Consider the following 26,621-nt stretch of genomic DNA (forward strand, 5'->3'; position numbering starts at 1 on the left):
GGCGCGCCCGGTGCCGCTCAGCGGCTGACGGGCTCGTCCACGTCGTTCTCGTCGGACCAGTCGCCGTCGTCGACGTCCACCTCGTCGTCGAGGTCGTCGTCCACGTCGTCCACGTCGTCCTCGTCGGACTCCTCGTCGTCGGACTCCTCGTCCTCCGCCTCCTCGTCCTCCTCGCCGAGGTAGAACGGGGTGGCCTCGCCGTACACCGTGCCGAGCGCGTCGTCGTACACCTCGAACGCGTCCGCGAGAACGTCGTAGGCGTCGTCGACCGCGGGGTCGTCCTCGCCGTGGCGGGCCTGGACGGCGTTGAAGTGGGCTTCGAGCGCGGCGATCAGCCGGTCGAGAGCGGCACGCGGGTCGACGGTCATGCCCTGACGGTATCGCCGCGGGGGGCACAATGGCACAGCGTCCGCGCGTCGGATCGGCCACGCGCGCGGCATGACGGGTCGAGGTGGTGCATGGACGGAGAACTCACGACGGGCAACCGTGCCCGGGCGCCGCGACGCTTCGTGCGGATGGGCGGTCAGTACGAGGTTCGGATGCTGACGATCCCCCGCTCGACCAGCGGGAGCGATGCCCGCAAGATGCTCACCGACGAGGCGGAGTACGGCCGCTGGGAGCTCAGCCGCACCCGCCTGTACCCCGGCGGCGAGCGCAAGGTGTGGCTGCGCCGCAAGATCATCCGGGTCCGCCCGACGTTCGACGAGGACCCCGAGGACTGACCGCGATCGGACGCCGAGGCGGGTCCGTCAGCAGGTCGACAGCAGGCGGTCCAGGACGCGGCAGCCGAAGCGGAGCGAGTCGACCGGCACGCGCTCGTCGACGCCGTGGAACATCGCGGTGAAGTCGAAGTCGGCTGGCAGCCGCAGGGGCGCGAAGCCGTAGCCCGCGATGCCGAGCCGGGCGAGCGACTTGTTGTCGGTGCCCGCGGCGAGCATGTAGGGCAGCACGACCGACCCCGGGTCCTCCGCGATCACGGCGGCCGCCATCGCCTCCACCAGCGGGCCGTCGATCGGCGCGGCGGGAGCGATGTCGCGGTGCACGTTCGTGATCCGCACGTGCTCGCCCGCCAGCGCGCGGACGGTCGCGTCGAACTCCTCCTCGCGGCCCGGCAGGTAGCGGCCGTCGATCGTCGCCTCCGCGCGGCTCGGGATGACGTTCGACAGGTAGCCGGCGTCCAGGCGCGTCGGGTTCGTCGTGTGCTGGAGGGTGGCGCCGACGAACCGCGAGGCGGGGCCGAGGGCCGCGACGAGGGCGTCGATCGTCGCGTCGTCGTGCTCGTCGAACGGCAGGCCGGTCAGGTCGGCCACGCCCTCGAGCAGGCGGCGGACCGTCGGGGTCAGCACGCGCGGCCACGGGTGGGCGCCGATGCGCGCCACGGCCTCGGCCAGATGGGTCACCGCGTTATCACGGTTGACCTGGCTGCCGTGGCCGGCGCGGCCGTCAGCGACGAGGCGCAGCCACGCCAAGCCCTTCTCGGCCGTCTGCAGCAGGTAGGCGCGGCGACCGGCGACCTCGACGGAGTAGCCGCCGACCTCGCTGATCGCCTCGGTGGCACCCTCGAACAGGTCCGGGCGGTGGTCGACCGCCCAGCTGGCGCCGTGGACGCCGCCGGCCTCCTCGTCGGCGAACATCGCGACGACGACGTCGCGGGCCGGCCGGCGGCCCTCCCGGGCCATCTGGCGGACCACCGCCAGCACCATCGCGTCCATGTCCTTCATGTCCACCGCGCCGCGGCCCCACAGGACACCGTCGACCTCCTCGCCGGCGAACGGCGGGACGGTCCAGTCCTCGGCGCGGGCGGGCACGACGTCGGTGTGGCCGTGCAGCACGAGCGCCGGGCGGCTCGGGTCGGTGCCCTCCAGGCGCACGACGACGTTCGCGCGCCCGGGGGTCGACTCGAAGAGCTCCGGCTCCAGGCCGACGTCCGAGAGCAGCGCCGCGACGTGCTCGGCCGCCGCGCGCTCACCGGGGCCGGAGCCGTCGCCGTAGTTGCTCGAGTCGATCCGGATGAGCTCCTGGCAGATCCGCGCCACCTCGTCCTCGGCGCGGAGCGGCTGGGCGTGGGGAGCGGTGGTCATGCCCGGCACCGTACCGCGGGGTCCGGCGGGCCCCGTCGGGTCCCCGGTCCCGGCAACCGGGATGGCCACCGTGTCCGCCGCGGTGGGGCCTCAGCGGTCCCCCGGGGTCAGGCGGCCGGGCCGGCCAGCCCGCGCCGCGCCAGCAGGGGCGCGATGTCCGGCGCACGGCCGCGGAGGTCCTCGAACGCCTGGAGGGCGTCGAGCGAGCCGCCGCGGGAGAGGACCTTGGCGCGGAAGGCGTCCCCGTTCTCGCGGCGCAGCCCGCCGTGCTCGCCGTACCAGGTGACCGTGTCGGCGTCGAGCACCTCCGACCAGATGTACGAGTAGTAGCCAGCCGAGTAGCCGCCGGAGAACACGTGGTTGAAGTACGTCGAGCGGTACCGCGGCGGCACGGGTCCGTAGGCGATGCCGGCGCGCTCGAGCGCTGCGCGCTCGAAGGCCTCGACGTCGTCAGGGCTCGTGGGCACCTCGTCGGGCGTCAGGCGGTGCCACGCCTGGTCGAGGAGGGCCGCGCCGAGATACTCGGTGGTGGCGAAGCCCTCGCCGTCCTGCCGGGCGTCGAGCAGGGTCTGCACCCACTCGGCCGGCATCGGCTCGCCGGTGACGCGGTGCACCGCGAAGCCCCGCAGCACCTCCGGCTCCCACGCCCACATCTCGTTGACCTGGCTGGGGTACTCGACGGCGTCGCGCGGCACGGCCGTGCCCGACTGCGACGGGTACCGCACGTCGGAGAAGATCGCGTGCAGCGCGTGGCCGAACTCGTGGAAGAGCGTCGTCACCTCGTCCCACGTCAGGAGCGTCGGCTCCCCCGGCGGCGGCTTGGGGATGTTGAGGTTGTTGACCACGACGCAGCGCTCGTCGAGCAGCCGGGACTGGTCGACGAGGTTGTTCATCCACGCGCCGCCGCGCTTGCTGTCGCGGGTCCAGGGGTCGTGGAGGAAGAGGGCGCGAGGCGTGCCGTCGGTGTCGAACACCTCGTAGACGCGCACGTCCGGGTGGTACCCGGTGAGGTCCTCGCGCCGCGCGAAGGTCAGGCCGAAGACGAGGTTCGCCGCGCGGAACACCCCCTGCTCCACGACCCGGTCCAGCTCCAGGTAGGGACGCATCGCGGACTCGTCGAGCGCGCGCCGCTCGCGCCGCACGCGCTGCGCGTAGAACGACCAGTCCCACGGCTCCAGATCGGCGCCGGGCTCGTCGTGCTCGAGCGCCTGCTGCAGCGCCGCGGCCTCCGCGCGCGCGTTCGCGACCGCAGGGCCGACGAGGCCGCCGAGCAGGTCGGCGACCGCGTCCGCACCGTGGATCGTCAGGTCGGAGGCGACGTAGTCGGCGTGGTGGGCGTACCCGAGGAGGCCGGCCCGCTCGGCCCGCAACGCCACGGTCTCCAGCAGGATCGGCCGCGTATCGTGCTCGCCGCCCAGGCCGCGGGTCGACGACGCCTCGAAGACCCGGCGCCGCAGCGTGCGGTTCTCCAGCTGGGCCAGCACCGGCTGGCCGGTGGGCAGGATCAGGTCGATGAGGAACGCGCCCGGCTCGTCGTGCCGCTCGGCGGCCGCGGCGGCGGCGGCCTTGGCGTCGTCCGGCAGGCCCGCCAGCTCGTCCTCGTCGGCCACGAGAACGGCGGCGGCGTTCGTGGCGGCCAGCAGAGTGCGGCCGAACCGCGCCTCCAGCGTGGTCAGCCGCTCGTTGATCTCCCGCAGCCGCGCCTGCGCCTCGTCGGCCAGCCCCGCGCCGGCGCGGCGGTGGGCGACGCGCCGCCGCTCCAGCAGGTACGCCGTGTCCGGCTCGAGCTCGAGCCGGCCTTCATCGGCCTGGCGGCCCAGCTCCTCGACCCGTGCCGCCAGGGCCGCGTCCAGCCAGATCGCGTCGTGGTGCGCGGCGAGCAGCGGCGCCACCTGCTCCTCGATGGCCTCGAGAGCGGGCGTCGCGTCCGAGCTCAGCTGGTTGCAGAAGACGTTCGCCACCCGCTCGAGCACCCGGCCGGTGCGCTCGAAGGCGACGAGGGTGTTCTCGACCGTCGGCGGCTCCGCGGTGCTGGTGATCGCCGCCACCTCGTCCCGCTGCTCCGCCATGCCCGCGAGGAAGGCGGGCAGGTAGTGCTCCTCGCGGATCGCCGCGTAGTCCGGCAGGCGGTACGGCAGGACCGAGGGCGCGGCGAAGGGGTTCGACGGGTCGAGAGGGGTCACGCCCTCATCATGGTGGACGCCGCGCCGTCCCAGGCGCGCCAGGGCAGCCCGTGGGCGGTGGCGACCGGCTCGCTGAACAGCTCGCCGGCGTGCGTCGTCAGGCCCGCAGCGAGCGCGCGGTCGGCCGCGAGCGCATCCCGCCAGCCCCGGTCCGCGAGCGCCGCCAGGTAGGGCGCGGTGACGTTGGTCAGCGCGACGGTGGACGTCACCGGGACGGCGCCCGGCATGTTCGCCACCGCGTAGAAGACGCTGCCGTGGACCTTGTAGGTCGGGTCGTCGTGCGTCGTCGGGTGGGTGTCCTCGAAGCACCCGCCCTGGTCGACGGCGACGTCGACCAGCACCGAGCCCGGCCGCATCCGGGCGACGAGCTCGTTGCTCACCACGTGCGGAGCCTTGGCGCCGGGGACCAGGACGGCACCCACGACGAGGTCGGCGTCCAGCAGCTCGCGCTCGACGGCCCACGCGCTCGACGCCAGCGTCCGTACGCGGCCGCCGAACTCGGCGTCCACCTCGCGCAGCCGGTGCATCGACAGGTCGAGCACTGCGACGTCGGCGCGCATCCCGACGGCGATCTCGGCGGCGTGCCGCCCGACGGTGCCGCCGCCGATGATGACCACCTTCGCCGCGTCGACGCCGGGCACCCCACCCAGGAGCAGGCCGCGGCCGCCCTCGTTGCGCATGAGGTGGTAGGCGCCCACCTGCGCGGCGAGCCGCCCGGCGACCTCGCTCATCGGGGCGAGCAGCGGCAGCGAACCGTCCGCCAGCGCCACCGTCTCGTAGGCGATCGACGTCGTGCCGGCCGCCAGCAGCGCGTCCGTCCCGGGCCGGTCGGCGGCCAGGTGGAGGTAGGTGAACAGCACGAGGTCGGGACGCAGGAACGCGTACTCCTCCGCCACCGGCTCCTTCACCTTGCAGACGAGGTCGGCCGACCATGCCGTCGCGGCGTCGGGGACGATCGTGGCGCCGGCCGTCCGGTACTGCGCGTCGCTGATGGCCGAGCCGCCGCCCGCGCCGGTCTCGACGAGCACCTCGTGCCCCGTCGACACCAGCCGGTGGACACCGGCGGGCGTCACGGAGACGCGGTACTCACGGTTCTTGATCTCGCGCGGGATGCCGATCCGCATGGTGTCGCTCCTCGTCGAACGCTGCTGACCAGACCGAGTGTGAACTTCCTCGATTTCGTCGCGATGAACACGGCGGTTCCTTCGCTATTGTGCGTCCATGTCCGTCGATTCTTCGCGCGGGGCCGTTGCCCGGCCCGGCAGCCGCACACGCTTCGGCGCGCTCGACGACGTCGACCGCGACATCCTGCGCGAGCTCGAGCGTGACGGGCGCATCTCCAACAAGGACCTCGCCGACCTCGTCGGCGTCGCACCGTCCACGTGCCACGCGCGGGTGCACGCGCTGCGGGAGTCCGGCGTCATCCGGGGGTTCTCCGCGGACGTCGACCCGCGGGCCCTGGGTCGCGGGCTCCAGGCGATCATCTCCGTGCGGCTGCAGGCGCAGGCGCGCGCACGGCTCGGCACGTTCGCCCGCGAGCTCGCGGGCCGGCCCGAGGTGCGCGACGTGTACCTGCTCGGCGGCACGGACGACGTGCTGGCGCACGTCCAGGTCGCCGACAGCGACGCCCTGCGGCAGTTCGTCATCGACCACCTGTCGACGCGGCAGGAGGTGGCGCACACGCAGACCTCCCTCGTGTTCGAGCACGTGCACCAGCCCGCGTCGATCCCGCCGCGCTGACGCCCCTGCGGTGCCCGACCCGTTCCGCAAGTCGCGCGCCGGCGCGCCCGCCGGGTTCTTCCGCTGCGAGGCGGCCGGGCTCGAGTGGCTGCGCGCCGCCGGAGGCGCCCGCGTGGTCTGGGTGCTCGGCGTGGGCGACGACCACCTCGACCTCGTCCGCCTGTCCCCAACCCGCCCGACGCCGGACGCGGCCCGCGCCTTCGGCCGAGACCTGGCCGCGACCCACGACGCAGGGGCGGCCGCGTTCGGCGCCCCGCCCGACGGCTGGCCGGGCGACGGCTTCTTCGGGCCGCTGGACGCGCCCCTGCCGATGGCCGCCGGGCACCACGCCTCCTGGGGCGAGTTCCTCGCGGAACGGCGGCTCCGGCCCCTGGCCGGGTGGCTGCGACGTGCCCGGGCGGCCGACGAGGCCACGCTCACCGGCCTCGACCGCCTGAGCGACCGGCTGGCCGGCGGTGACCTGGACGACGACGACGCCCCCGCCCGGCTGCACGGCGACCTGTGGTCGGGCAACGTCGTCTGGACCGCGGAGGGCGCCACCCTCATCGACCCCGCGGCGCACGGCGGGCACCGCGAGACCGACCTGGCGATGCTGGCGCTGTTCGGCCTGCCTTTCCTCGACGAGACGCTGGCCGGTTACCAGGAGGTGCATCCGCTCCGCACCGGCTGGCGCGGGCGTGCGGGGCTGCACCAGGTGTACCCGGTGGGGATCCACGCGCTGCTGTTCGGCGGCGGGTACGCGGCGCAGCTGGGGCGGCTCGTCGAACGCCGGGCGTGACGTCACCCGCGTGGCGGCGCGGCTCACGGCGCGCTCGACCTCGCCCCGACCGCGTCGCGGCGCCGCTCGGCGTGACGTCGCCCGCGTGGCGGTCGACTCGCGCGCAACCGGCATGCCAGGCTCACCACCCGTGAGCGAGGGCCGGCCACCGGGGGTCAGCGAGCCGGTGTGGCTCAGCGGGCCCGCCGCCGCGTCCCCGCCCCCGGCGAGGCGGTCCTCGCTGCTGTCGTCGTTGCTCGTCGTGCTCGCCGTGGTGGCGGTCGTCTGGCTCGGTGTCCGGATCCTGGCACCGGGCCTGCTGCGCTCGGGACCACCGCCGGGGCACGAGGAGCAGCACCAGCCGCTCGGTGAGCCTCCGCTCGGCCACCCGACGGACGGGCCGTACACCTTCATGCAGACGCAGGCGGACGTCGTCACGCCCGTCGCCTACAGCCCGTGCCGACCCATCCACTACGTGGTGCGCCCGGACGGCGAGCCCGCCGGCGGCGATGCGCTCCTCGCCACGGCGCTCGCCCGGATCTCGCAGGCCAGCGGCCTGCAGTTCGTCGCCGACGGCGCCACCACCGAGGCGCCGGGCAAGGACCGGTCGGCGTACCAGCCGCAGCGCTACGGCGACCGCTGGGTCCCGGTGCTCGTCGCCTGGTCGAACCCCGCCGAGACGCCGGAGCTCGCCGGCGACGTCGCAGGCAGCGCCGGCTCGGCGTCCGTCGTGTCCGGAGGCACCTCGTTCTACGTCACCGGAGAGGTGGTCCTGGACGGGCCGTCGATCGCCGGCCTGCTCGCCGAGGGGCCGAACGGCCAGGCCGTCGCCGAAGGCGTCGTCACCCACGAGGTGGCCCACCTCGTGGGGCTCGGGCACGTCGACGACCCGGGCGAGCTGATGAACCCGACCGCCGCGCTGTCGCAGACCTACCTGGCGCACGGCGACCTCGCCGGGCTGGCCCGCGTCGGCACGGGTCCGTGCGCGCCGCGGCTGTAGCGGCCCGGGCCCGCGTCGCCTCCCGCGGCACCGTGCGCGCCACCCTGTGAGGGGTCCCAGGTTCATCGCTTACCCTGAGCGTCTCATCGCGCCAGGAGCACCCCATCTCGTACCGCCCCGTCGTCCTCGTCCACGGCACCCGCACGTCGTCCGCCATCTGGCGCCCGCAGGCCGCGGCGCTGCGCGCGCACGGGCACCCGGTCATCGCGGTGGACCTTCCCGGCCACGGCGCGCGCCAGGACGAGCGGTTCACGCTCGAGGGGGCGCTGGCCACGATCGACGCGGCGGTGCGCTCGTGCGACCGGCCGCCCCTGCTCGTCGGGCTCTCGCTCGGCGGCTACGCCTCCCTCGCCTACGCGGGCCGGCACGGGGACAGCGTCGCCGGCGTGATGCTCTCCGGCTGCTCCGCCGAGATCAAAGGCAAGCCGGTCGGGCTCTTCCGGCGCGTGGCGTCGCGCGTCACCGACTGGCTGCACGTCGGCGGGGAGGGTTGGCACGTCGTCACCGACATGCTCGCCGCTCTCGCGGGGTACTCGCCCTTGGCCGACCTGCGCCGACTGACGATGCCCGTCCAGCTCGTCAACGGCCGGTTCGACCCCTTCCGCCTCGACGAGTGGCGCTATCGGCGGGCCATGCCCGGCGCCCGCGTGACCGTGGTGCCGCACGCCGGTCACGACGTCAACACCCACGCGCCGGCCGCCTTCACGAGCGCGCTGCTGGACTTCCTCACCGAGCTGCGCCCGCCGAGGACGGCACCGGTCGCGGTCGGCGCCTGACGCAGCGGCGGTCGGCAGCGGCACGAGATCGCCGTCGTCGCCTGACGCAGCGGCGGTCCGCGGCACCCCGACGCGACCTTCACCCGTCCACCACCGGTGCCGCCCACCCCACGCCCGTGCGCAGCAGCGCCGCCCGCGTCACGGAGTCGGAGCCGAACCTGGCGGCGACGGCGTCCAGCGCGACGTGCAGCCCGGTGCGATCCGGTGCGAGGTCGAGGGTGCCCTGCACGTAGGTGTCGTCCGACAGGTGGGTGAGCGCGACGCCGACGAGCGTCAGGCCACGCTCGCGGATCAGCGGCCCCACGGCTCCCAGCAGGTCCACGGCCGTCGCCGCGAGGACCTCGCCAGAGGCCGTGGGATGAGTGAGCGTGCGCGACCGGGTGGCGCGGCCGTAGTCGTCGAACCGCAGCCGCAGCACCACGGCCCGGGCCGCCAGGTGGGCCTTCCGCATCCGGCGGCCGGCCCGGTCGACGAGCCCGAGCAGCGCGGCGCGCACCTCGTCGGGCGTGTGCGGTCCGTGACCCAGGGCACGCTGCGCCCCCACCGAGCCCCGCCCCCGCCCGACGACCACCCGTTCCGGGGTGGCGCCGTGCACCACCGCGAAGAGGTGACCGCCCGCGGCCGGGCCCAGCGCTCCCACGAGGACCGACCGCGGCAGCGCCGCGACGTCGCCCGCCGTGCGCAGCCCGTACGAGTGCAGCTTGGCCGCCGTCACGTCGCCGACCCCCCACAGGCGCTCCACCGCCAGCGGGTGGAGGAAGGCGTCCTCGTCCTGCGGCTCGACGAGGAGGAGCCCGTCCGGCTTGGCGACCCGGCTGGCGACCTTCGCGAGGAACGGGGTGCGCGCGACGCCGACGGTGATCGGGAGCCCCACCTGCTCCCGCACCTGGGCTCGCAGCCGCCGGGCGATCTCCACGGGCGCGGCGTCGATCCGGTGCAGCCCGCCGACGTCGAGGAACGCCTCGTCGATCGAGACGCCCTGCACCACCGGCGTGGTCCGGCGGAAGAGGTCGAACACGGCACGGCTCGCCGCCACGTACGCCTCGAAACGCGGGGGCACGACGATCAGGCCCGGGCAGAGCGCGCGGGCCTGGCGAGCACCCATGGCGGTCGCGACCCCGCACCGCTTCGCCTCGTACGACGCGGCGAGCACGACGCCCCCACCCACCGCCACCGGGCGGCCGCGCAGGCGCGGCGAGTCGCGCTGCTCGACCGACGCGTAGAAGGCGTCGAGGTCGGCGTGCAGGATCGACGCTCGCGAGACCGGCACGGGCGGCACGTTGGGCACGAACACATGTTCGACCCGAGCACCGACACTCCCCGGGCCCGCCGCACGGCTCGTCGGTGATGGACCAGCGGACGTGCGCAGACGCTCGCCTGTCGTCGCTGGGGCGATTCGGCCGCGCCGCAGCGAGACGCTCCCGTCGTCAACCAGCACGCGAGCGTGTTGCCCACGGGTCGCCGCAACCATCCATCGGCCACCGTGGTCCGCCGTCCGCTTCGTGGACGGGAGCCCAGATCAGCGGGAGAGGCTGAACTCGATGACGGCACGGCCGGCGGCGTACAGCGCGTCCGCGACCGAGCCCGGATCGCTGAGGTACCCACTGACCATCGCGCCGTCGCGGAGCATGACGAGCTCGTCGGCGACCCGGTCCGAACCCGGGACGCCGAGCTCGTCGAGGAGCTCGGCGATGGCGCCCTTGAACCAGCGCCGGTGCCGGTCCACCACGCGGCGCACCGGATGCTCGGGGTCGGCGTACTCGGCCGCTGCGTTGATGAAGGGGCAGCCACGGAACCCCGGGGTGCAGCTCTCGGCCCCGATTGCGGCCGCGACCATCCTGAACACCTCGGGGACGGAACCGGCCGCCGCGCGGGCGCCCGCGACGGCGTCGCGCTCCCACTGAGCCCGCCGCTCGAGGTAGGCGACGATCAGGTCGTCCTTCGTCGGGAAGTGCCGGTAGAAGGTCACCTTGGTGATCCCCACCCTGGCCACGATCTTGTCCGCGCTCACCGCGCGCAGGCCCTGCCCGTAGAAGAGCTCGGTCGCGGCATCGATGATCCGCTCCCGCATCGGCACCGCGCCGGCCCCCGTCGCCGCGCTGTGGGCGCCGTAGCCGGCCGCGTCGGCCGTGTCGTCCCGTGTCATGTGGCCCACGAGTCTGCCACACCTCCACCCCATCTCGGGGCCGCCCGGCGGCGGCCGTGGACTGCTCTTGCGCTCCTCCCCCGAGCCACGTATGGTCGGTGGAGTTACTAGTAAGTCTACCTTCCTATCGAGGAGAAGCACCATGAGCGATCCCACCCCCGTCGTGTTCATCCACGGCCTGTGGATCCACTCCGCCGCCTGGCAGCCCTGGGTCGATCTGTACCGCGCCGTCGGCTACGCCCCGATCGCCCCCGGCTGGCCCGGGGACGCGCCCACGGTCGAACAGGTGCGCGCCAACCCGGCGGCGGTGGCAGACAAGGGCCTCGACGACATCACTGACGCCTACGCCGCGGTGATCGCCGGGCTGGGCGCCGCGCCGATCGTGGTCGGCCACTCCTTCGGCGGTCTCGTCGCCCAGAAGCTGCTGGCCGGCGGTGCCGCGGCCGCCGCCGTCGCGATCGACCCTGGGCAGATCAAGGGTGTCAAGCCCCTGCCGTTCGCGCAGATCCGCTCCGGGCTGCCTGTGCTGTCCAGGCCCGGCAACAAGACGAAGGCGGTCTCGCTGACGAAGAGCCAGTTCCGGTACGGGTTCGGCAACGCGGTCAGCGCCGAGGAGTCCGACGAGCTCTTCGCGGCCTGGGCGATCCCCGGGCCTGGCAAGCCCCTCTTCGAGGCCTCGGCCGCGAACTTCTCGAAGGCCTCACCCGCGGCGGTCGACACCAGGAAGCGCGATCGCGGGCCGCTGCTCATCGTCAGCGGAGGCCGGGACCACACCGTCCCTGAGGTCGTCGCCAAGGCCGCCCACGCTCTCTACGCCGGTTCCGGCGCCGTCACCGACTACCGCGCGTTCCCCGACCGCGGCCACTCCCTGGTCTTCGACCACGGCTGGCGGGAGGTCGCTGACTACACGCTGACCTGGCTGAACCGCCAGGGACTGTGAGCTTCCCGACGTTCGACCAGCATCCATCCCCACGAAAGGACTCCGTCATGCACACACCATCACCGATCCGCACCCGGGCGACGCGACTCGCAGTCGCCGGGCTCACCCTGCTCGGCGTCGTCGCCTTCCCCAGCGTCGTCGCCGCGGCTCCGAACGGGCCCGGCTCCCCCTCGGGTGCGAAGCCCACCATCGTGCTCGAGCACGGCGCCTGGGCGGACGGCTCCAGCTGGGACGCGGTCGTCACCCGGCTTCAGAAGGACGGCTACACCGTGGACGTGCCCCCGAACCCGCTGCGCGGGGTGACGGCCGACTCGGCCTACCTCGCCAGCTACCTGGCCACCGTGCCCGGGCCGATCGTGCTCGTCGGCCACTCCTACGGAGGGTTCGTCACGACCGACGCCGCGACCGGCAACGCGAACGTCAAGGCGCTGGTCTACGTCGACGCCTACATCCCCGCCCAGGGCGAGACGCTCGACGGGCTCACCACGCAGTTCCCCGGCAGCCAGATCGCCCCGACCGCGCTGAGCTTCGTCCCGTCCGCCGGCGGCGTCGTCGACGCCTACGTCAAGCCGGCCCAGTTCGGAGCCATCCTCGCGAACGACCTGCCGGCCAACCGCGTCGCCGAGCTCGCCGCCACCCAGCGGCCGATCGCCGCCGCGGCGCTCGGCGAGCCGTCCGGTCCCCCGGCGTGGGCGACGATCCCCAGCTGGGCGGTCATCGGCACCGACGACCACGCCATCCCGCCGGCCGCGCTCGAGTTCATGGCCCAGCGCGCGCACGCCGTCGTCACGACGATCGACGCCTCGCACCTGTCGCTGATCTCCCGGCCCGGAACCGTCACCCGCGTCATCGAGCAGGCCGCCGGCCACACCTCCTGACCCGGGCCGTCGCTGCCACCGGTGCCCCGTCCCGTCCGGGCTCCGGTGGCAGCGCCGCCCCCGGCGGTCCGGCCTCAGTTCGTCGACCGGTGCTCGACGAGGGTCGCCGGGCGACGCGCCCGAACGTGAGCTCGAGCAGCGGCGCGACGACCGGCCGCAGGCAGAGCTTTGCGCACACAGATCGCCTGCCGTGCCAGAGGGCACAGAGCGTCAGCGTGCATCGACGGGGGCGCCGTGCACCGTCGGCGTTGCATGGTTTGCTGCATCGAGCAGGCCGTTGACACACCGAAGGCGGCCTCGGTCCAACAACCAAAGCCGCCTTCAGGTCCGCTGTCTCAACGGTCTGCTCTCCGGCGGGCCTCCCCGCCGGAAGTGGTCTGCCCGCTGAGGCGGGCCGACCAGACGATAGTCGTCACCGCGTCCTCCGGAAGCTGCTGTCCTGGCACCGGGCCTGGCTAGCGAGCAGCCCGAGCCGCATCCAGTGCCTGAGGCCCGCTGTCACACGCTCCTGCAGCAGACCCAAGCGCTCGTCGCGCGCGGTCGATACTCGGAGACTTTGCGCTGGCTGCTTCCACCCCCCGACGGCACAGCGAGCCAAAGGGAAGCCAAGGATCCCCGACTGCTCAGGCTCGCGCTCGCCGCAGCCCACCTTTCACAATCGCCTCTGGCGCCGTCGATCCGTGCAGAGCTGCGCGGCGACCTAGCCGACCGCGTCGTCCAGGTTCGCCTTGGCCTGCTCCAGTTGAGCGAGTCGGAGCTCACATCGTTGTGGAGCGATGAAGTCGAACGCGCGATGACCAGCCAGGATTGGGAGGCACTGCTCCAGGCAGTGTTCCGTCTCGCGGACCTCGGGGTGAACGCAAGTCATCGGCTCCACTCGCTTGTGGAGCGCGGAATGCTCCCCGAGTACACGCAACGGCTTGCTCATGCCGTGGCACGCCTCCGCCGGGAGCCGGAAGAAGCCCTCGCGATCATTCGAGCCCTTGCTCCGAATGACATCGCCGCGACAGACAAGCTCGTCGACACTCTCGAGGTGATGGGTCGAGTCGACGAAGCCGTGGCGGCCTGTGCATCTGCCTTCAAACGCTTCCGAGATCCCCGGTTCCTCGTGCAGCGAGGCCTGATGCTGTTTCAGCACGGCTCGGGGCCCGAAGTTGAGTCCGGCCTCCGCGAGGCACTTCAAGTCGCAAAGGCGCCGACCGATCGCCTTGAGCTGGCACGTCGGCTCGCGAGACTGGAGGCCGCCGCCGGCGAGTGGGCGAGCGCCGAAGCACTCCTCGCTGATGCGGTCCGCCAGGTCGACCCCGTGCCCGACATCGCCGTGTGGAACCTAGTTCAGGTTCAGTTGGGCGGAGCGGCAGACGCTCGAGCCGCGGCAACCATCTCCCGGTATCGCCCTCGCTGCCGGACCCGCGACGAGGCTGCACTCTGGTATCGCGCGGTGCGTGCAGTTCCATGGGATGACCGACTCGCCTCCGAGGCGATAGCTCTTGCAACGCAATTCGCCGAAGATCCTCAGTTGGCCACGGCTCTCCTCACGCATGTCGTCACCGCAACACGGCCCACTCCGCAAGAAGCGACGTCGGAAGGCGCTGAAGTTGAAGCGGAGGCCGATCAGGAGTCAGGCCCGCTCGACGACCGCCCTGTGGTCTTGGGCGACCTCCATCGTCAGGCGTTTCAAGCGCTCGATGGCTTGATCGAAAGACATGGCGACGCCACGGGAGCTCGAGTCTTGAAGTTCACAACCCCCGAAGAGTCGCTTGCGGAGATCACCGAACTACTGAAGGCAGCCGCACCACCCGACCTTACCGATCTCAGAGAGGCCATCGCGCGCGGGCAAATGCCCGCTGGCCTGCTGGCCGACGCTCACCGAAGGCCGTATGCGCTCGCACTCGTACAGCGTGCCGCAGGTCTACTCTTCGCGGTCGCGTCCGCCGACGATGAGCATGAGCACGAGGTCCAAACTGCGCAAGAGGCGAGAGGCGCGCGCGTGGTCGTGGACGTCTCGACGCTCCACGTACTCTCATGCCTGACTGAGTGCGATTCCCTGGTCGGCCAGGTAGCGGAGCGCGTTCTACCCCGGTCCGCCCGCGAAGACATAACCCGAGCTATGGTCGACGTGCACGGTCTCGCAGCAAGTTCCGGCTCCATGGCTTGGGATCGAGCCTCCGACAGGCCTGTCTTCTTCGAGCGGACCGACGCGGAGTACCGTCTGGTGCGTTCGCGGGCAGAGGCGCTTGCGCACCAGGCCAGTAGAGCCACGGTCGCCGACGTCAAGGACTCCTCGCTTTTTGGCGACTCCGTTCACGTGGCCGAGGACTCTCCCTGGCTTGCGGCCATCGAGTTGGCTGCCCAGGAGTCCTTGACGTTGTGGTGTGACGACGTCGCAGTCCGCCGTTTGGCTCGTAGCGTCGGCGTGAAGGCCTTTTCGACAATGGCTCTCTTGGACGCCTGGTCCAGCGCTCGCCTCGAATCCGCCGAATCTCCAGAAGAAATCGAGGCGGTGATTGAGTCACAGGAAAGGATCGCGCGCGAACTGCTCGCCGAGTATGTCGTAGATGTCCCCGTGAGTACGCAGCAACTTGTCGCCCAGGCCGCGACGGACGGGTGGCAGCCTGCTGCAGCGGGACTGGCCATCTCGAGGCCGGCTTGGTGGGTCTGGCAGACCGATCCGTTCGTTGAGTTCCGGCAGCTGATGACGGCGGTGCGATCTGGGGACTACAAGCGGCTTCCGGACTGGCAGTATGCCGGGATGCTCGGCGCAGCTCGCGCCGCAGCGACGCCCGAGGCCGCGCGTGATGTCCTCGCGGGACTCGCCTTGCTCGGCTGGAACGATGATCTGCAACCCGAACCTCCGTTCGACGACCTCATGCGAGGGTGTGAGAACGCCCGCCGTGCGGCCGAGACGCTCGAGGGAGTCGGCGACCCTGTACTCGCTCTCCCCGCTGCCCGCGCAACCCTCGCAAAGACGGGTGTCGAGCGATCCGAAGAGGTGATCCGAGCACTGATCACCGATCTCGGTACCGACGCCTAGGCCCTGGACTATCAGCGTGGCGGTCGCACGCGACCTAGCGTCACCGGCCGTCCCAGATCCAAGGTTGCGGGACAACCACGCGTGGCCTCCGACACGCCGACGACACGCCGGCGTGGGCCGTCCCAGAACCTGTCCCGAAACGCCGCGTCCCACTTCTTGTCACAGAGACAGGTTTCGGGATGATCCCGCGTCCACGATTTGGAGGGCGAGCGGCATCGCCCGCAAACGTGCCGTGGGTGCACGGCCGCACATGGGATCGTCGGCACGTGGCTTCCGACCTACGCGAGGTGCTCGACCGGGCCGACTGGGTGGTCGTCTTCGGCGACCTACATGGAGACACGACGGCATTCCGCCTGCTGGCCGACCGAGCCGTACGGCAGATGGCCCTCACACGGGTGCTGATCAGTGTCGGGGACTTCGGCATCGGGCCGTGGGGCGGCGGCACACAGGACAAGACGGTGCGCCGCACTGACGACCTCCTGCAGAAGCTCGATGCCTTCCTGTTGATCACCCCGGGCAACCACGACAACTGGGACACCATCACCGAGGCGACCACCAACCGCGTCGACGAGTTCGGCTTCGGGGTCCTCGGGACCTACGGCCGCCTCCGGGTCAGCCCCCGCGGTCACCGTTTCACCATCGGCGGACTACCGTTCGGCTCTCTCGGTGGGGCGGTGTCCGTCGACCGTGCACTCGCGGATGCGACGCCCGGGCCCAGGTCCATAGTCGGCAAGTGGTGGTGGCCCACGGAAGCCCCCGACCGCACCGACCTGCAAGCGCTCGGCACCCGGCCACTGGAGGTCCTGATCACCCACGATGTGCCCGACGGTGTGCCTCTGATCGGACAAGGCGACTGGGAGCCCCGGCTCATCGAACAGTCGAACCGGGTCCGGGCCATCGTCCGCGAGGCCGTGGAGGCAACCCGACCCGTGATCTGCTTTTGCGGGCACTGGCACCAGCGACGCACCCACCACCTGCGCACCGGCAGCGGCGGCGTCACCCGCGTAGAGGTGCTCTCCGAGGAACACACCGCGGGCAACGCCGTCGTCCTCGACCTGGCCCAACTGGCACACCCGGTCCAGGAGCTGGCCGACCGGTGGCATCGCTGGCTGGAGGCCGGAGGATCGGCGCCCGGCACCTCCGTGAAGCCAGGAACCACGCCGTGAGAGAGGTGCAACGAGCCGAACGACGCAGTCGCTTGACCACGTGTTGTCGTGCGGTGAGGCGCATGTGGCCATCCTGCGGAACCCCACTCACGCGCGGCAAGACGAGATCGGACGCGAGCCGAGAGGCGCATCGCACCCCGACGCGTCGGCAAGAGGGCGAGAATTGCTGCACATGACGGTCCCCGAGCCGGATGTTGTGTGCGCGCGGCTGGACGAGCTCGTCGAACTGTGGCGCGAAGACCCGTACGGGTCGGTCGACATGAAGCGGCGCGGTATGGACAGCATCGGGTTGACGATCTACGGCCTTGCCGCTCACGCGCACGCCCTCGCCGCCGCGGTTCGGGTACTCGACAAGGCCGGTGGCGAGCCAACGATGGTGCCCCTTGTCCGCCAGATCCTCGAGTGCGCGGTGACGGCGGCGTGGGTCGAGAAGTACGGGCAACGCGCGGTCCTCGCGGTTGTGCACGACGACGCTCGCGGCCGCGTGAACACCTTCAAGCAGTTCGTGGAGTCAGGCACGCCAGACGACGGCTCAGTGGCCGAGTGGCAGGCCGCGCTCGACCTGCTGGACCCCGACCGAAGCCGCTCGAGCGAGCACTTCGAGCAACGGTGCGCCGAGATCGAGGGCCTCGGCGGCACGTACGCGATGTACCGAGCACTCTCGGGCATCTCCCACGCGAGCGGCATGGTTTCCGAGATGTACCTCCGACAGGTCGATCAGCCGACGAAGGACCAGCCCGGCGTCGTACTCGCCCGAGGGCCGGAGGAGTGGGCCCGCGATGCGGTCCTGGGCACAGCCCTCACGTACCTGCTGCTGGCAGCCGCGGCATGGGACCGCGTGGACGGACAGCACCGATCCCGGTCCCGGCTCAAGCAGATCGCGAGCGAGATAGGGGTCCGCCTTGCATGGCAGGAGAGCGCCGTCGGACTGAGACGCCAGCACGAGTGGGAGCGCGCCCGTCGCAGGCGCCGCTCGCCGCAATCGAGTGGGTCACCGGGAAGTCGACAGGTCGTCGCATCGACCGGCGGCGCCAGCGCGGACCCCCGTGATCGACGAGCCGTCGGACCCAGCGACTAAGGTCCGGCGCATGGCGATGCTGAGGTCGCGAAGGCTTGAGGCCCTGTTCGATGGTGAGCTCGACGCCGTCACACCGGAGAAGATCCGGTCCCTCATCGACGGCCAGGTGGGGGAAGCCTTCGACCTGGACTTCAAGGGGCAGCTCTACGGCGGCAGCGACAAGGAGAAACGCGACCTGTGCAGTGACGTCGCCGCACTCGCGAACACCGCCGGCGGCTTGCTCGTCCTCGGTGTCGTTGAGGACGACCAGTCGCGCGCCGCCGACGCGGCCGGCGTCGACGTATCAGATGGGGAAGTCGGACGCATTCGCCAGATCGTTGCGGCCGGCGTGTCTCCACTGCCCCAGTTCGACGTTGTCAAGGTCCTCGATGCGGCGACGCCGGGTCACGGCTTCCTCCTGATCGAGGTGCCCCGCAGCGTGCTCGCCCCGCATGCCGTACTCGTCGGAGAGTCACTGAGGTTCCCGACGCGGAACGGAGCCACGACTCGACATCTCTCCGAGCCGGAAGTGGCGGTCGCGTACCGTACGCGGCTGGCCGGCGAGGCCGAGCGAACCGGCCGCCTCGCTCGCATCGAGGCCGACATGCACAACCGGCTCGACCTTTCCGAGGATCCGTGGCTAATCGTCTCGCTGGTGCCGGACCTGCCGGGCGACTTCACGATCAGACGAGAGACGTTCGCCGAGTTCCAACAAGAGATGCAGCGGAAGCGGTTCCTCTTCCTCGATGGGGGTGGAACCAACTTTCCCCACGCCGACGTGGGCCACAACCGCCTCCGCGCCGATGATGTGTTCCGCGAAGACCATCCACAGCCGCACTACCGAGCGATCGAGATTCACACCGACGGATCGGGCACCGCGGCGGTCCGGCTGTACAGCCTCGGAACGCCGACCCGTGCGTTCGCCGGCCAGGACTCGCCGCTGTGCACCGTGTCCGACGAGGCACTGGCTGCAGCCCTCATCGGCACGTTGCAGTGCCTGGCGTCGAACGCCGCGGACCGAGCCCATGCTTCCGGCATGGCAGCGCTCCGCGCATCGCTGTTCGTGGCAGCCAACGCGCCGCAGACGGCTTTAGGCTCGATCCGCAGCGGCTTCGTCAGCACCAGCGGGCACACCGTCCACGCGAACCCTGAGCCGGTGGAAACCTTCGCCCCGCTCGACGAGCTCGTCTCCAGCGGCCGAGACCTTGTCGAAGCTGCCGCACGGCTGCATCACGGCGTCGGGCATGCTTTCGGCGAGCCCGAATTGCCTCAGCTGACGCTCGACGGTCAGTTGGCATGGCCGTTCTGGAGCCGCGACCGCCGACCGTACGTCGATGCATGGGCGGACGACAACGGCGTCGAGATCATCGGCAAGCCGGCCGGTCACTAACTGCGCACGTGGGGAAGCCGGCGCTGAGGCGGCTCACCAACTCACGCGGCGGATCCCTCGCTTCGCTACGTTGCAACTCGTGCGTCTCGACGACTCGAACCCGATCCACGTCGTCCTCGACCAGGACGGCGGCTGGTGGGCTCAGTGGGGCACCCTGGCCGTGACGTCGCTCTTCGTAGACTCCGTCCGTGGAGCGAGCCCAGCCGCTGGTGGGGCGGTCGCGCGAGGTCGAGTACCTCGCCAACGTCTGGCCGCCGACCGGCGCGCCTTGGCGGTCAGCGGTGACCCTCGCGTCGGGAGACCCAATTAGTGCCAAGCCACCCGCAGCGCGTCCATCACCGATGCGCCACAATGAGCGGCAGGACATCGACAGGGGGAAGCGGCTGTGCGCCTTCAAGCGATCGAGATCCGGAACTTCAAGGGCATTGCCTACGCCCAGGTGAGCGACTTGGCCACCGAGTCGGTGGTGACAATAAGCGGAAGAAACGGCACCGGCAAATCACTCTTTCTCGAAGCCGTGGTGGCGGCATGGTCTGAGCGCTACTCCCTCGCCGAATCAGTCGGACCGTGGAGTGATGAACTATCGATATCGCTAGTGCTCACTCTCGCTAACGACGAATGGGATCTCGTCGACGATTGGCACCAAAGGATGTACTCGGGGCCCGCGCCGCGGGAGCCGGAAGTTTCATACGAAGTGCGAGCCAATAGAGCGGGCGTACAGGCCCGCTCACGCGACTCCACCACCGCGCAAATTCTACGAAGCCAGCCATTCCAACGAGAGCACCCATTCTCCCGAATCGATTTGCTGGCGGCGACTCGGCTAGTTGCCGGCAATGAGAGTGCGGTGGTGGACCTCGCGATGCTTAATCCAGAGCGCGTTGACCAGGACCGCTGGAACATGCTCGACTCGTTCATAAGGCAACGCTCGCCCATGTCGCTGCCGAGCATAGCAAGCTACTTGGTGACACTCGATTATCAGGCATTCCTTGCAGGGCGACAGGGGCTCGACGTCCCCAATGAGTACGAGCGGCTTCAAAGCGCATTCGGCACGGCCACTGGCAAGGGCCTGCACCTACCCGAGTATGACCCCGTGCACGGAAGCAACATCGAGGTCGAGGTGTCCGCAGGGCACCGGCACGGGTTAGGCGCCCTCAGTAGCGGCGAAAAAGAGATGCTCGCCATAATGTACTTTGTCCGACGACTCTCCGCCTCGGGCGGGATTCTTTGCATCGACGAACCGGAGCAGCACTTGCATCCCACACTGCAAGCTGCTCTCTTTAAGGCGATGGAGGGCCTCGCGGAGCGTGCCCAGATTCTCGTGGTGAGCCACTCGGTTAACCTGATCACGGCTGCACCCCTCGGCGGATTGATAGACCTCAAGGCTCCCGACGACGGTTCTGCGAATCAACTGGAACGCCTGAAGGAGAAACCGGATCGGCTTGAGCTGATGGGGGTGCTGGGCGTAACGCCTGCAAGCCTGCTCCAGAGTGATGCCATCTTGGTCGTCGAAGGGGAAACAGACGCAAAGTGGCTCGGCACGCTTTTCCCAATCGAACTAGGTCGAACACATGTGATCGTCGCGGGCAACGCTGACAAAGTTCTGGCCGCGCACGACGCCTTGTCTAGTCTGCCCATCGAATTGCCCTGGCTGTGTCTCCGCGACCGCGATTTGCTGAAGGATGACGAGATTGCCGAGATGCAGAGTCGGTACCCAGCGCTTCACGTCTGGCCAAAGAGGGCGATCGAGAGTGTCCTATTGGACGGTCGTCTAATAAGTAGGGTCCTGGTTCTCAATGGGGTGAATGTGACACCTACTGAAGTAGAGGGTTGGCTCCGAGAGTGCGCGGAACCACTTCAGGAGGAGGTACTTGCTGCGATCGTGGAGCGGGAGTTGTCCCGCGCATTTCCTCCGCCCGTACCTGCAGCAGGGACTGGCAGGTTCGCGAGGATGGAGCAGGTGTATCGCGGATATGTAGAGGTGAATCGAAACCGCGCTGACGAGTTGACGACCGTCCTTGAACGAGAGCGCACACTGCTGGAGAGCAGATGGCCAACGGAATGGCATAAGCTTGCGGAACCCAAGGCTCTGATGGGAAATCTGCAGAGAAGGACTCCATTGTTCCGGACAGTGTCGGCGCTTGAAACTGCACTCCTGGTCCGTGCTCGAGAGGAACCTGACTTCAGGCCGGAAGGCTTTGAGGAGTTCCGCTTGCGGCTCGCTTCGACGCTGGGGGGCGGCGCGCCGCAGGCGCGCGCTTGACTTGAAGTGGCAGCAACCTAGAGAAGCTGCGGCACACCCCGGGGGGTGCACGTCCGATAGCGGAGCCAGTGCCCGGAGGTGGCGCCGGCCAACCACTCGTGCCAGCGGAGGGTTGGACCTTGGTGCGGGTCAACGTCCCGAGCCCGGGGTCAAGTCGACGGTCGAGGCGCACCGCAGGAGGAACAAGCTTGGCGATCGGACGGACGCCGGACTGAATCCGACCGCCGGACCGGGCAGGGTGGCCAGGAGCTGGTAGCCACCGCAGGCGCGAAGCCCGCAGCAATGTCAAAGGGGCAAACCGCTGGGAAGAGTCTCCCCTCCTATGCCACCACTCTGGCCTCGGCAACCTGGACCAGGTCTGAAGAACGTGCGATAGTCGCACTATGCGGCTAACCCTGAGCCGAGAGGCCTCAGAAGGAGCGCGGGTGGATGTGAACGAGTACCTGGAGTTGGTCAGCAAGGTCGTCATGGCCAACCGAGACGAGGTCGAACAGGACCTCGCGGCCGCTCGTCGCTTTCGCGACCATGTCCGCACCGACCTGGACCAGGCAGAACGACGGGTAGCCTCGTTCGAATTCCTGCTGTCGCTGGCGACGGGCTCGGGCCGAGCCGTTCAGCGCACGACACTCCACGAGGCCATGCGCCTGGTGCTCCAGTCAGCGCCGGGACGCCGCATGCCCGCAGGTGACCTGGCAAGGGAGATCAACCGCCGTGGCCTCTACCGAATGCGTGACGGCCGCCTCGTCGAGCCTCAACAGATTCATGCCAGAGCCGGAAACTACGACTGGTTCGACCGGAGCGACCGGGGCATTGGCCTCGTGTGACGGAGGTACCGGCAGCCGACTCGGCGGCGAAACTGCCGATCGTAGCCGGACGTCGGAGGCGCCCCCGAAGGCGGCCTCCTCGATCGAAGTAGCAGCGTGACTCGGGGCTGGTGTTGAACAGGCGGGCGCGTTGAAGCGGGCTTGATGGGCCCTGGCGACCGCTGCCCCACTGCGTGTCGGCCGAGCGCTTCTAGAGGCACTGCCCATTCCATCCTCAGGCCATCTCACAGCTGGCGGCGAGGCGTTGACGGCGGGGTGGGCCGCCTACCCGAACCTACAGACGTTTGCGCCTTCGTCCACGCAACCGCCACAGCAACCGAACCTGGGGCGGCTCTGCCAGCGGGCTCGGGGCCGATGCAGGCTCGGTGCGGGACGGTCACTCACCGCCGCCGAACATCGCGATGATCGCCTGGCGCGAGATGAACCACTGTCGACCGAATCGGACGGCCGAGATGTCGCCATCCTCGATCGCCCGGCTCACGGTGCGAGTGTCGATCCGAAGCAGCTTGGCAAGTTCCGTGCGGGTCACAGTGGGTCGATCTGCGGCGAGGAGCCCCGACCAAGTCGTAATCGTTTCGTCCTTCGGGGTCCCGTCCAGGCTGAGAGAGGTGCTGGGTGTGGTAGCGATCGTCATGACATGCATATGTGCGGCAGCCGACCGCGATGCGTCACTTCGACCCCGCCGCACCGGGGATACTCCGAACATTGGCGGGCACGAACACCACCGGCAAGCTGCGCGTGGCACGGTGCCATGCGAGTTCGCGCCCTCTGCAGCGATGGGGCGTCCACCTCGGTCCTGCGCCTTCGCCCCGCGGAATCGCTCGCTGAAACGCAATCGGAACTGTCGACAACCCCCTAGATCTCGTACGTGTCCGAGCGTGGTCCCGCACGCCGTCGCTGGATCCGGCTCCACAGGAGGCTCAGCACGTGACCGAGGAGCAGCACCACCGCGGCAAGCATGAAGAGCAGGCCGATAGCGACGATCACGAGTCCGAGTGGGGCGGCGGCGGCCTCTACTTGCTCACGCCACCGGATGCTTCCGGTGAGTGAGAGCGCCAGGGCGATGACGATCCATCCTGCGAAGGTCCACGTCGTCCCGAGAATCCAGAATTGCTCGATTCGACGGTCACGCTTGCGTTCGTCGACCAACGCAGCTAGTGCTGTTTCGACCTGAAGCCGATGCCGGTTCTTCGCCTCGCCGTCCGGCATCGCGTTGAGAATCTCGAGGTCTCGCTTGAGTCGCTCCTGCCGACGCCCGTCGGCTGACAGCGCCGGCACGCGCGGGAGCAGCGCCAGTGCCGCAGCGCCGATCGTGACAACCGCCGTGCCGATGTCCACGCACAGGCATCGACGGGGGCCTCCGGAACCTTGAGGTCGCTGAACGGAGCGGCGACTCCCTCGAGGCTGAGCTCCATCACCCGCACTCGGCGGCGGCGCGCCGATCGACGGCTTCGAGACGCCGATTCCTCTCTGGCGCGCTTGCCGCCAACCGGACGCGCCCTAGGCCTCCGGGGCTTGGGACAACCGACCGAAGGCGTCCGCCGCCGCCCGCTGTGTCGTCGGGAGCACGTGGCTGTACAGATCCATCGTGATCGCGATCGTCGAGTGCCCGAGGCGCTCCTGCACGACCTTCGGGTGCACGCCGGCCTCGAGGAGGAGCGTCGCGTGCGTGTGCCGCAGGTCATGGAGGCGGATGAGTGGAATCTGCTCAGGCGCCGAAGCCTGCTCGTTGTAGCGCCGCACTGCTGCACCGAATCGCTTCGTGACCTGGTCCGACACGAACATCTTCCCGTCTGCCCCGACGAACACGGGCTTGTCCCGGGCCACGAGTCGAGGATCGAGGTACGACATCAACCGCAGCTGGGCCCGGAGTGCCGCTACCGCTGCGTCATCGATGTCGATCGGGTGGGTGCCCGCGTGGCCTCCGGCGCTCTTCGGCACCGACTCGACGTCCCGCGTCACCTGGCCCTTCTCTCGCACCTGGACCCGCGAGCGTCGGACAGAGATCGACCCAGCAACCAGGTCGATGTCCCCCCATCGCAGCCCGAGCAGCTCACCTCGGCGGACGCCGGTGTGAGCGGCGACAACCCAGGCGTAGCGCAACGGATCGATCTCCTCGTCGACCACCCAGTTCAGGAAGAGCCTGAGCTCCTCGGCCCGCCACGGTGTGATCTCGGGCTTGGCGGAACGGACCTCGCGTGCCGTCGGAGGGTTGGCACGCCGATAGCGCGCGGAGTTGGTGGCGAGGAGGTTGTCGTCGACCGCGGCCTGCAAGATCGCGCCGATCAGCGTGTGGCACTTGCGAACGGTGTTGGGACCAATCGGCTCTCGGGGTTGCTCGTCCCCGTCCTCGACGGCTGCCGTGCCGTCCTCAAGCCGCTGGTAGAGCGAAGCGAGTGTCGTCGGCCGGATGGCCTTCAGCGGAACGGGGCCGAGCGTGGGCAAGACGTGAAGGCGCAGCAACCTCCGATAGCCGGCCTTCGTGGTGGCTGCGCCTCGAAAGCCGTCGAGCCACGTGGCGGCGAACTCTCCGAAGGTTGTTTCCTTCGACCTGGTCAGCTTGCCCTCGTCGAGGTCGGTCAAGACCCGACGCAGGTACGAGATGGCCTCCTTCTGCTCGACGAAGCCACCTTTTGATGCCAGCCGCTTGCCGGCGTCCGGGTCGTCGATGTCGATCGGCTCGTGCCAGAGCGCGCGGTACCGCCGACCGCCCTTGGTCTCGTACGAGCCGATGCTGCCTTCACCTGCGCCGCGACGGCGACTCTTGCGGCCGTTGGAACGTGTCATGCCCGGTACATGTGCGGCAGCGCCGCGTCTCGGTGGCGCTCGGAGTGGGGCAATCGTCACCAAAGCCGCTGATCAGACCGGGTGAAACCTCCAGAGGACCGGCCGCTCGAACGGCGAAACGTCCGAGTGCACGTAGATGCCCACAGATGCGGCCGAAGATCGTTGTGACATCGAGTCCGACGCTAGTCGGCGCCGCGGCGGATGTTTCCGCAGGTCAGAGGCCATTTCTCAGGCCTCTGTGAGTGTCCGGAAGGGGACTTGAACCCCTACGCCCTATACGGGCACTAGCACCTCAAGCTAGCGCGTCTGCCATTCCGCCACCCGGACGAGGTGGTCACCCCGGGGTCCGCGGACCCCGCAGGTGCGCCGAGAAAGATAGCACGGAGCGGCGCCTGCCCCAGCATCGCGTCTGCGGCAGACTGGCCCGGAACGATGCGACCAGGAGGGGCGATGGCCAGCACGTCCGAGACGGACACCAGGGCGTTCGAGCAGACGGCACCGCGATGGCTGCGCACGGCCGGAGGGGTGTCGTGGCGGCTGCTCGTCGTCACCGGCGCCGTCGTCGTCGTGTTCTTCGCGCTGTCGAAGGTCCAGCTCGTCGTCATCGCCGTGTTCCTGGCGCTCGTCATCACCGCCGTGCTGCGGCCGGTCGTCAACTGGCTGTCCCGGTGGGTGCCGCGGGGCCTGGCCGTCGGCCTGGCCCTGCTGCTCGGGACCGCCTTCCTCGCCGGGATGCTCACTTACGTCGTCTACTCGGTGGCCAACCAGTGGACGTCGCTGTCGAGCCAGTTCGGCCAGGGCATCGACCAGATCACGCAGTGGCTCACCGCCGGACACCTGCCGTTCCAGCTGACGAACGAGCAGCTGACGGCCGGGATTAACCAGGGCGTGCAGTGGGTGCAGAGCCACGCCGGCCAGATCGCCGGTCAGGCCGCCGCCAGCGCCGGCTCGGCCGTCGAGGTGTTCACCGCCGTGATCATCGCGGTGTTCTGCGCGATCTTCTTCCTCGCGCGCGGCGCCGAGATGTGGACGTGGTTCCTCAACCAGCTGCCCGCCCGGGTCCGCAGGGGCTGGATCTCCGCCGGTGTGGCGGGGTGGAGCTCGTTCTCCGGCTACACGCGCGGCATCGTCATCATCGCCGTCACCGACGGGCTCCTCGCCTTCATCTGGCTCGCGGTGCTGCGCATCCCGCTCGCCGCGCCGCTGGCGGTGCTGGTGCTGCTGGGCGCGTTCGTGCCGCTCGTCGGCGCCCCGGCGGCGATGGTCGTGGCGATGATCGTCGCGCTCGCGACGAAGGGCGTGGTCTGGGCCCTGCTCGTCGGCCTCGGCATCGCGCTCATCGGGCAGTTCGAGGGCCACGTGCTCCAGCCGTTGGTCATGGGCCGGCAGGTGTCGCTTCACCCCATCGTCATCGCGCTGTCGGTGGCCACGGGCGGCCTGGTCGCGGGCATCTTCGGCGCCGTCGTCGTGGTGCCGCTGGTCTCGGTGACATGGGCGGTGTTCTCGCACCTGCGCACGCTGGACCCGCCGATGAGCGAGCTCGAGGTGGAGGCCGCCACCGGGCAGGTCCCCGTGGTGGCGCAGGCCCCGCCCGGGGACTAG

General features: G+C 70.2%; 23 protein-coding genes and 1 tRNA gene. 14 read left to right on the forward strand and 10 right to left on the reverse strand.

All coding sequences use genetic code 11. From position 1 onward, the window contains the following. Nucleotides 1-17: 17 nt before the first annotated feature. Nucleotides 18-368, reverse strand: coding sequence for a primosomal protein (locus tag BGO37_RS00390; protein ID WP_291751048.1), 351 nt, complete (start codon nucleotides 366-368; stop codon nucleotides 18-20). Nucleotides 369-515: 147 nt separating this feature from the next. Between BGO37_RS00390 and BGO37_RS00395 the strand changes: the two genes are divergently transcribed. Next, complete coding sequence (locus tag BGO37_RS00395) at nucleotides 516-722, forward strand: DUF5703 family protein (protein ID WP_291751252.1); 207 nt, start codon at nucleotides 516-518, stop codon at nucleotides 720-722. A 27-nt stretch (nucleotides 723-749) separates the two neighbouring features. Here BGO37_RS00395 and BGO37_RS00400 read toward each other — a convergent pair whose 3' ends face one another. From BGO37_RS00400 to ald, 3 genes are all read right to left on the reverse strand, one after another. Further along, entirely contained in the window at nucleotides 750-2,081 is a 1,332-nt protein-coding gene (locus tag BGO37_RS00400; protein ID WP_291751049.1) for a M20/M25/M40 family metallo-hydrolase, read from the reverse strand. A 107-nt stretch (nucleotides 2,082-2,188) separates the two neighbouring features. Continuing rightward, nucleotides 2,189-4,264, reverse strand: a complete 2,076-nt coding sequence (locus BGO37_RS00405) for a M3 family metallopeptidase (RefSeq protein ID WP_291751050.1) — start codon at nucleotides 4,262-4,264, stop codon at nucleotides 2,189-2,191. Further along, nucleotides 4,261-5,388 carry an alanine dehydrogenase gene (gene ald, locus BGO37_RS00410; protein WP_291751051.1) on the reverse strand — a complete coding sequence of 376 codons (1,128 nt, stop codon included), beginning with the start codon at nucleotides 5,386-5,388 and terminating at the stop codon, nucleotides 4,261-4,263. The genes BGO37_RS00405 and ald overlap by 4 nt, the downstream gene beginning before the upstream one ends. A 97-nt stretch (nucleotides 5,389-5,485) precedes the next feature. Between ald and BGO37_RS00415 the strand changes: the two genes are divergently transcribed. The 4 genes from BGO37_RS00415 to BGO37_RS00430 all read left to right on the forward strand — a co-directional run bounded on the left by BGO37_RS00415 (nucleotide 5,486) and on the right by BGO37_RS00430 (nucleotide 8,537). Next, nucleotides 5,486-6,004 carry an Lrp/AsnC family transcriptional regulator gene (locus tag BGO37_RS00415; RefSeq protein WP_291751052.1) on the forward strand — a complete coding sequence of 173 codons (519 nt, stop codon included), beginning with the start codon at nucleotides 5,486-5,488 and terminating at the stop codon, nucleotides 6,002-6,004. A gap of 10 nt (nucleotides 6,005-6,014) precedes the next feature. Further along, nucleotides 6,015-6,782 (forward strand): fructosamine kinase family protein, encoded by a 768-nt coding sequence (locus tag BGO37_RS00420; protein WP_291751053.1) that lies wholly within the window; start codon nucleotides 6,015-6,017, stop codon nucleotides 6,780-6,782. A gap of 130 nt (nucleotides 6,783-6,912) precedes the next feature. Beyond that, nucleotides 6,913-7,761 carry a matrixin family metalloprotease gene (locus BGO37_RS00425; protein WP_291751054.1) on the forward strand — a complete coding sequence of 283 codons (849 nt, stop codon included), beginning with the start codon at nucleotides 6,913-6,915 and terminating at the stop codon, nucleotides 7,759-7,761. A 104-nt stretch (nucleotides 7,762-7,865) separates the two neighbouring features. After that, a complete protein-coding gene (locus BGO37_RS00430; RefSeq protein WP_291751254.1) occupies nucleotides 7,866-8,537 on the forward strand; it encodes an alpha/beta hydrolase in 672 nt (223 codons plus the stop codon). Nucleotides 8,538-8,616: 79 nt separating this feature from the next. Here the strand turns inward: BGO37_RS00430 and dinB are convergent, their stop codons facing one another. Beyond that, entirely contained in the window at nucleotides 8,617-9,825 is a 1,209-nt protein-coding gene (dinB, locus tag BGO37_RS00435; RefSeq protein WP_291751055.1) for a DNA polymerase IV, read from the reverse strand. Between the two features lie 231 nt (nucleotides 9,826-10,056). Then, complete coding sequence (locus BGO37_RS00440) at nucleotides 10,057-10,683, reverse strand: TetR/AcrR family transcriptional regulator (protein WP_291751056.1); 627 nt, start codon at nucleotides 10,681-10,683, stop codon at nucleotides 10,057-10,059. A 142-nt stretch (nucleotides 10,684-10,825) separates the two neighbouring features. On the opposite strand from BGO37_RS00440, the gene BGO37_RS00445 reads away from it, so the two are divergent. The 8 genes from BGO37_RS00445 to BGO37_RS00480 all read left to right on the forward strand — a co-directional run bounded on the left by BGO37_RS00445 (nucleotide 10,826) and on the right by BGO37_RS00480 (nucleotide 22,232). After that, nucleotides 10,826-11,623 (forward strand): alpha/beta hydrolase, encoded by a 798-nt coding sequence (locus BGO37_RS00445; RefSeq protein ID WP_291751057.1) that lies wholly within the window; start codon nucleotides 10,826-10,828, stop codon nucleotides 11,621-11,623. Between the two features lie 47 nt (nucleotides 11,624-11,670). After that, complete coding sequence (locus BGO37_RS00450; protein WP_291751058.1) at nucleotides 11,671-12,501, forward strand: alpha/beta hydrolase; 831 nt, start codon at nucleotides 11,671-11,673, stop codon at nucleotides 12,499-12,501. A 481-nt stretch (nucleotides 12,502-12,982) separates the two neighbouring features. Then, nucleotides 12,983-15,535 (forward strand): hypothetical protein, encoded by a 2,553-nt coding sequence (locus tag BGO37_RS00455; protein WP_291751059.1) that lies wholly within the window; start codon nucleotides 12,983-12,985, stop codon nucleotides 15,533-15,535. Between the two features lie 266 nt (nucleotides 15,536-15,801). Next, nucleotides 15,802-16,701, forward strand: a complete 900-nt coding sequence (locus BGO37_RS00460; RefSeq protein ID WP_291751060.1) for a metallophosphoesterase — start codon at nucleotides 15,802-15,804, stop codon at nucleotides 16,699-16,701. 172 nt (nucleotides 16,702-16,873) lie between these two features. Continuing rightward, complete coding sequence (locus BGO37_RS00465) at nucleotides 16,874-17,779, forward strand: DUF5677 domain-containing protein (RefSeq protein ID WP_291751061.1); 906 nt, start codon at nucleotides 16,874-16,876, stop codon at nucleotides 17,777-17,779. Nucleotides 17,780-17,789: 10 nt separating this feature from the next. Then, nucleotides 17,790-19,148: a helix-turn-helix domain-containing protein gene (locus BGO37_RS00470; protein ID WP_291751062.1), complete on the forward strand. Its 1,359-nt coding sequence runs from the start codon at nucleotides 17,790-17,792 to the stop codon at nucleotides 19,146-19,148. Nucleotides 19,149-19,533: 385 nt separating this feature from the next. Beyond that, on the forward strand, nucleotides 19,534-21,408 hold the full coding sequence (locus BGO37_RS00475) for an ATP-dependent endonuclease (protein ID WP_291751063.1): 1,875 nt from the start codon (nucleotides 19,534-19,536) through the stop codon (nucleotides 21,406-21,408). Between the two features lie 425 nt (nucleotides 21,409-21,833). Beyond that, nucleotides 21,834-22,232, forward strand: coding sequence for a hypothetical protein (locus BGO37_RS00480; RefSeq protein WP_291751064.1), 399 nt, complete (start codon nucleotides 21,834-21,836; stop codon nucleotides 22,230-22,232). Nucleotides 22,233-22,608: 376 nt separating this feature from the next. Here BGO37_RS00480 and BGO37_RS00485 read toward each other — a convergent pair whose 3' ends face one another. The 4 genes from BGO37_RS00485 to BGO37_RS00500 all read right to left on the reverse strand — a co-directional run bounded on the left by BGO37_RS00485 (nucleotide 22,609) and on the right by BGO37_RS00500 (nucleotide 25,346). Next, nucleotides 22,609-22,866 (reverse strand): helix-turn-helix domain-containing protein, encoded by a 258-nt coding sequence (locus BGO37_RS00485; RefSeq protein WP_291751065.1) that lies wholly within the window; start codon nucleotides 22,864-22,866, stop codon nucleotides 22,609-22,611. Nucleotides 22,867-23,087: 221 nt separating this feature from the next. Beyond that, nucleotides 23,088-23,570 (reverse strand): hypothetical protein, encoded by a 483-nt coding sequence (locus BGO37_RS00490; RefSeq protein WP_291751066.1) that lies wholly within the window; start codon nucleotides 23,568-23,570, stop codon nucleotides 23,088-23,090. Between the two features lie 162 nt (nucleotides 23,571-23,732). Continuing rightward, nucleotides 23,733-25,079: a site-specific integrase gene (locus tag BGO37_RS00495; protein WP_291751067.1), complete on the reverse strand. Its 1,347-nt coding sequence runs from the start codon at nucleotides 25,077-25,079 to the stop codon at nucleotides 23,733-23,735. Nucleotides 25,080-25,262: 183 nt separating this feature from the next. Continuing rightward, nucleotides 25,263-25,346: transfer RNA gene (locus BGO37_RS00500), tRNA-Leu, on the reverse strand. A gap of 123 nt (nucleotides 25,347-25,469) precedes the next feature. On the opposite strand from BGO37_RS00500, the gene BGO37_RS00505 reads away from it, so the two are divergent. Further along, nucleotides 25,470-26,621 (forward strand): AI-2E family transporter, encoded by a 1,152-nt coding sequence (locus BGO37_RS00505; protein ID WP_291751068.1) that lies wholly within the window; start codon nucleotides 25,470-25,472, stop codon nucleotides 26,619-26,621.

This window comes from Cellulomonas sp. 73-92 (assembly GCF_001898175.1).
In the GTDB taxonomy this organism is placed as follows: Bacteria; Actinomycetota; Actinomycetes; order Actinomycetales; family Cellulomonadaceae; genus Cellulomonas.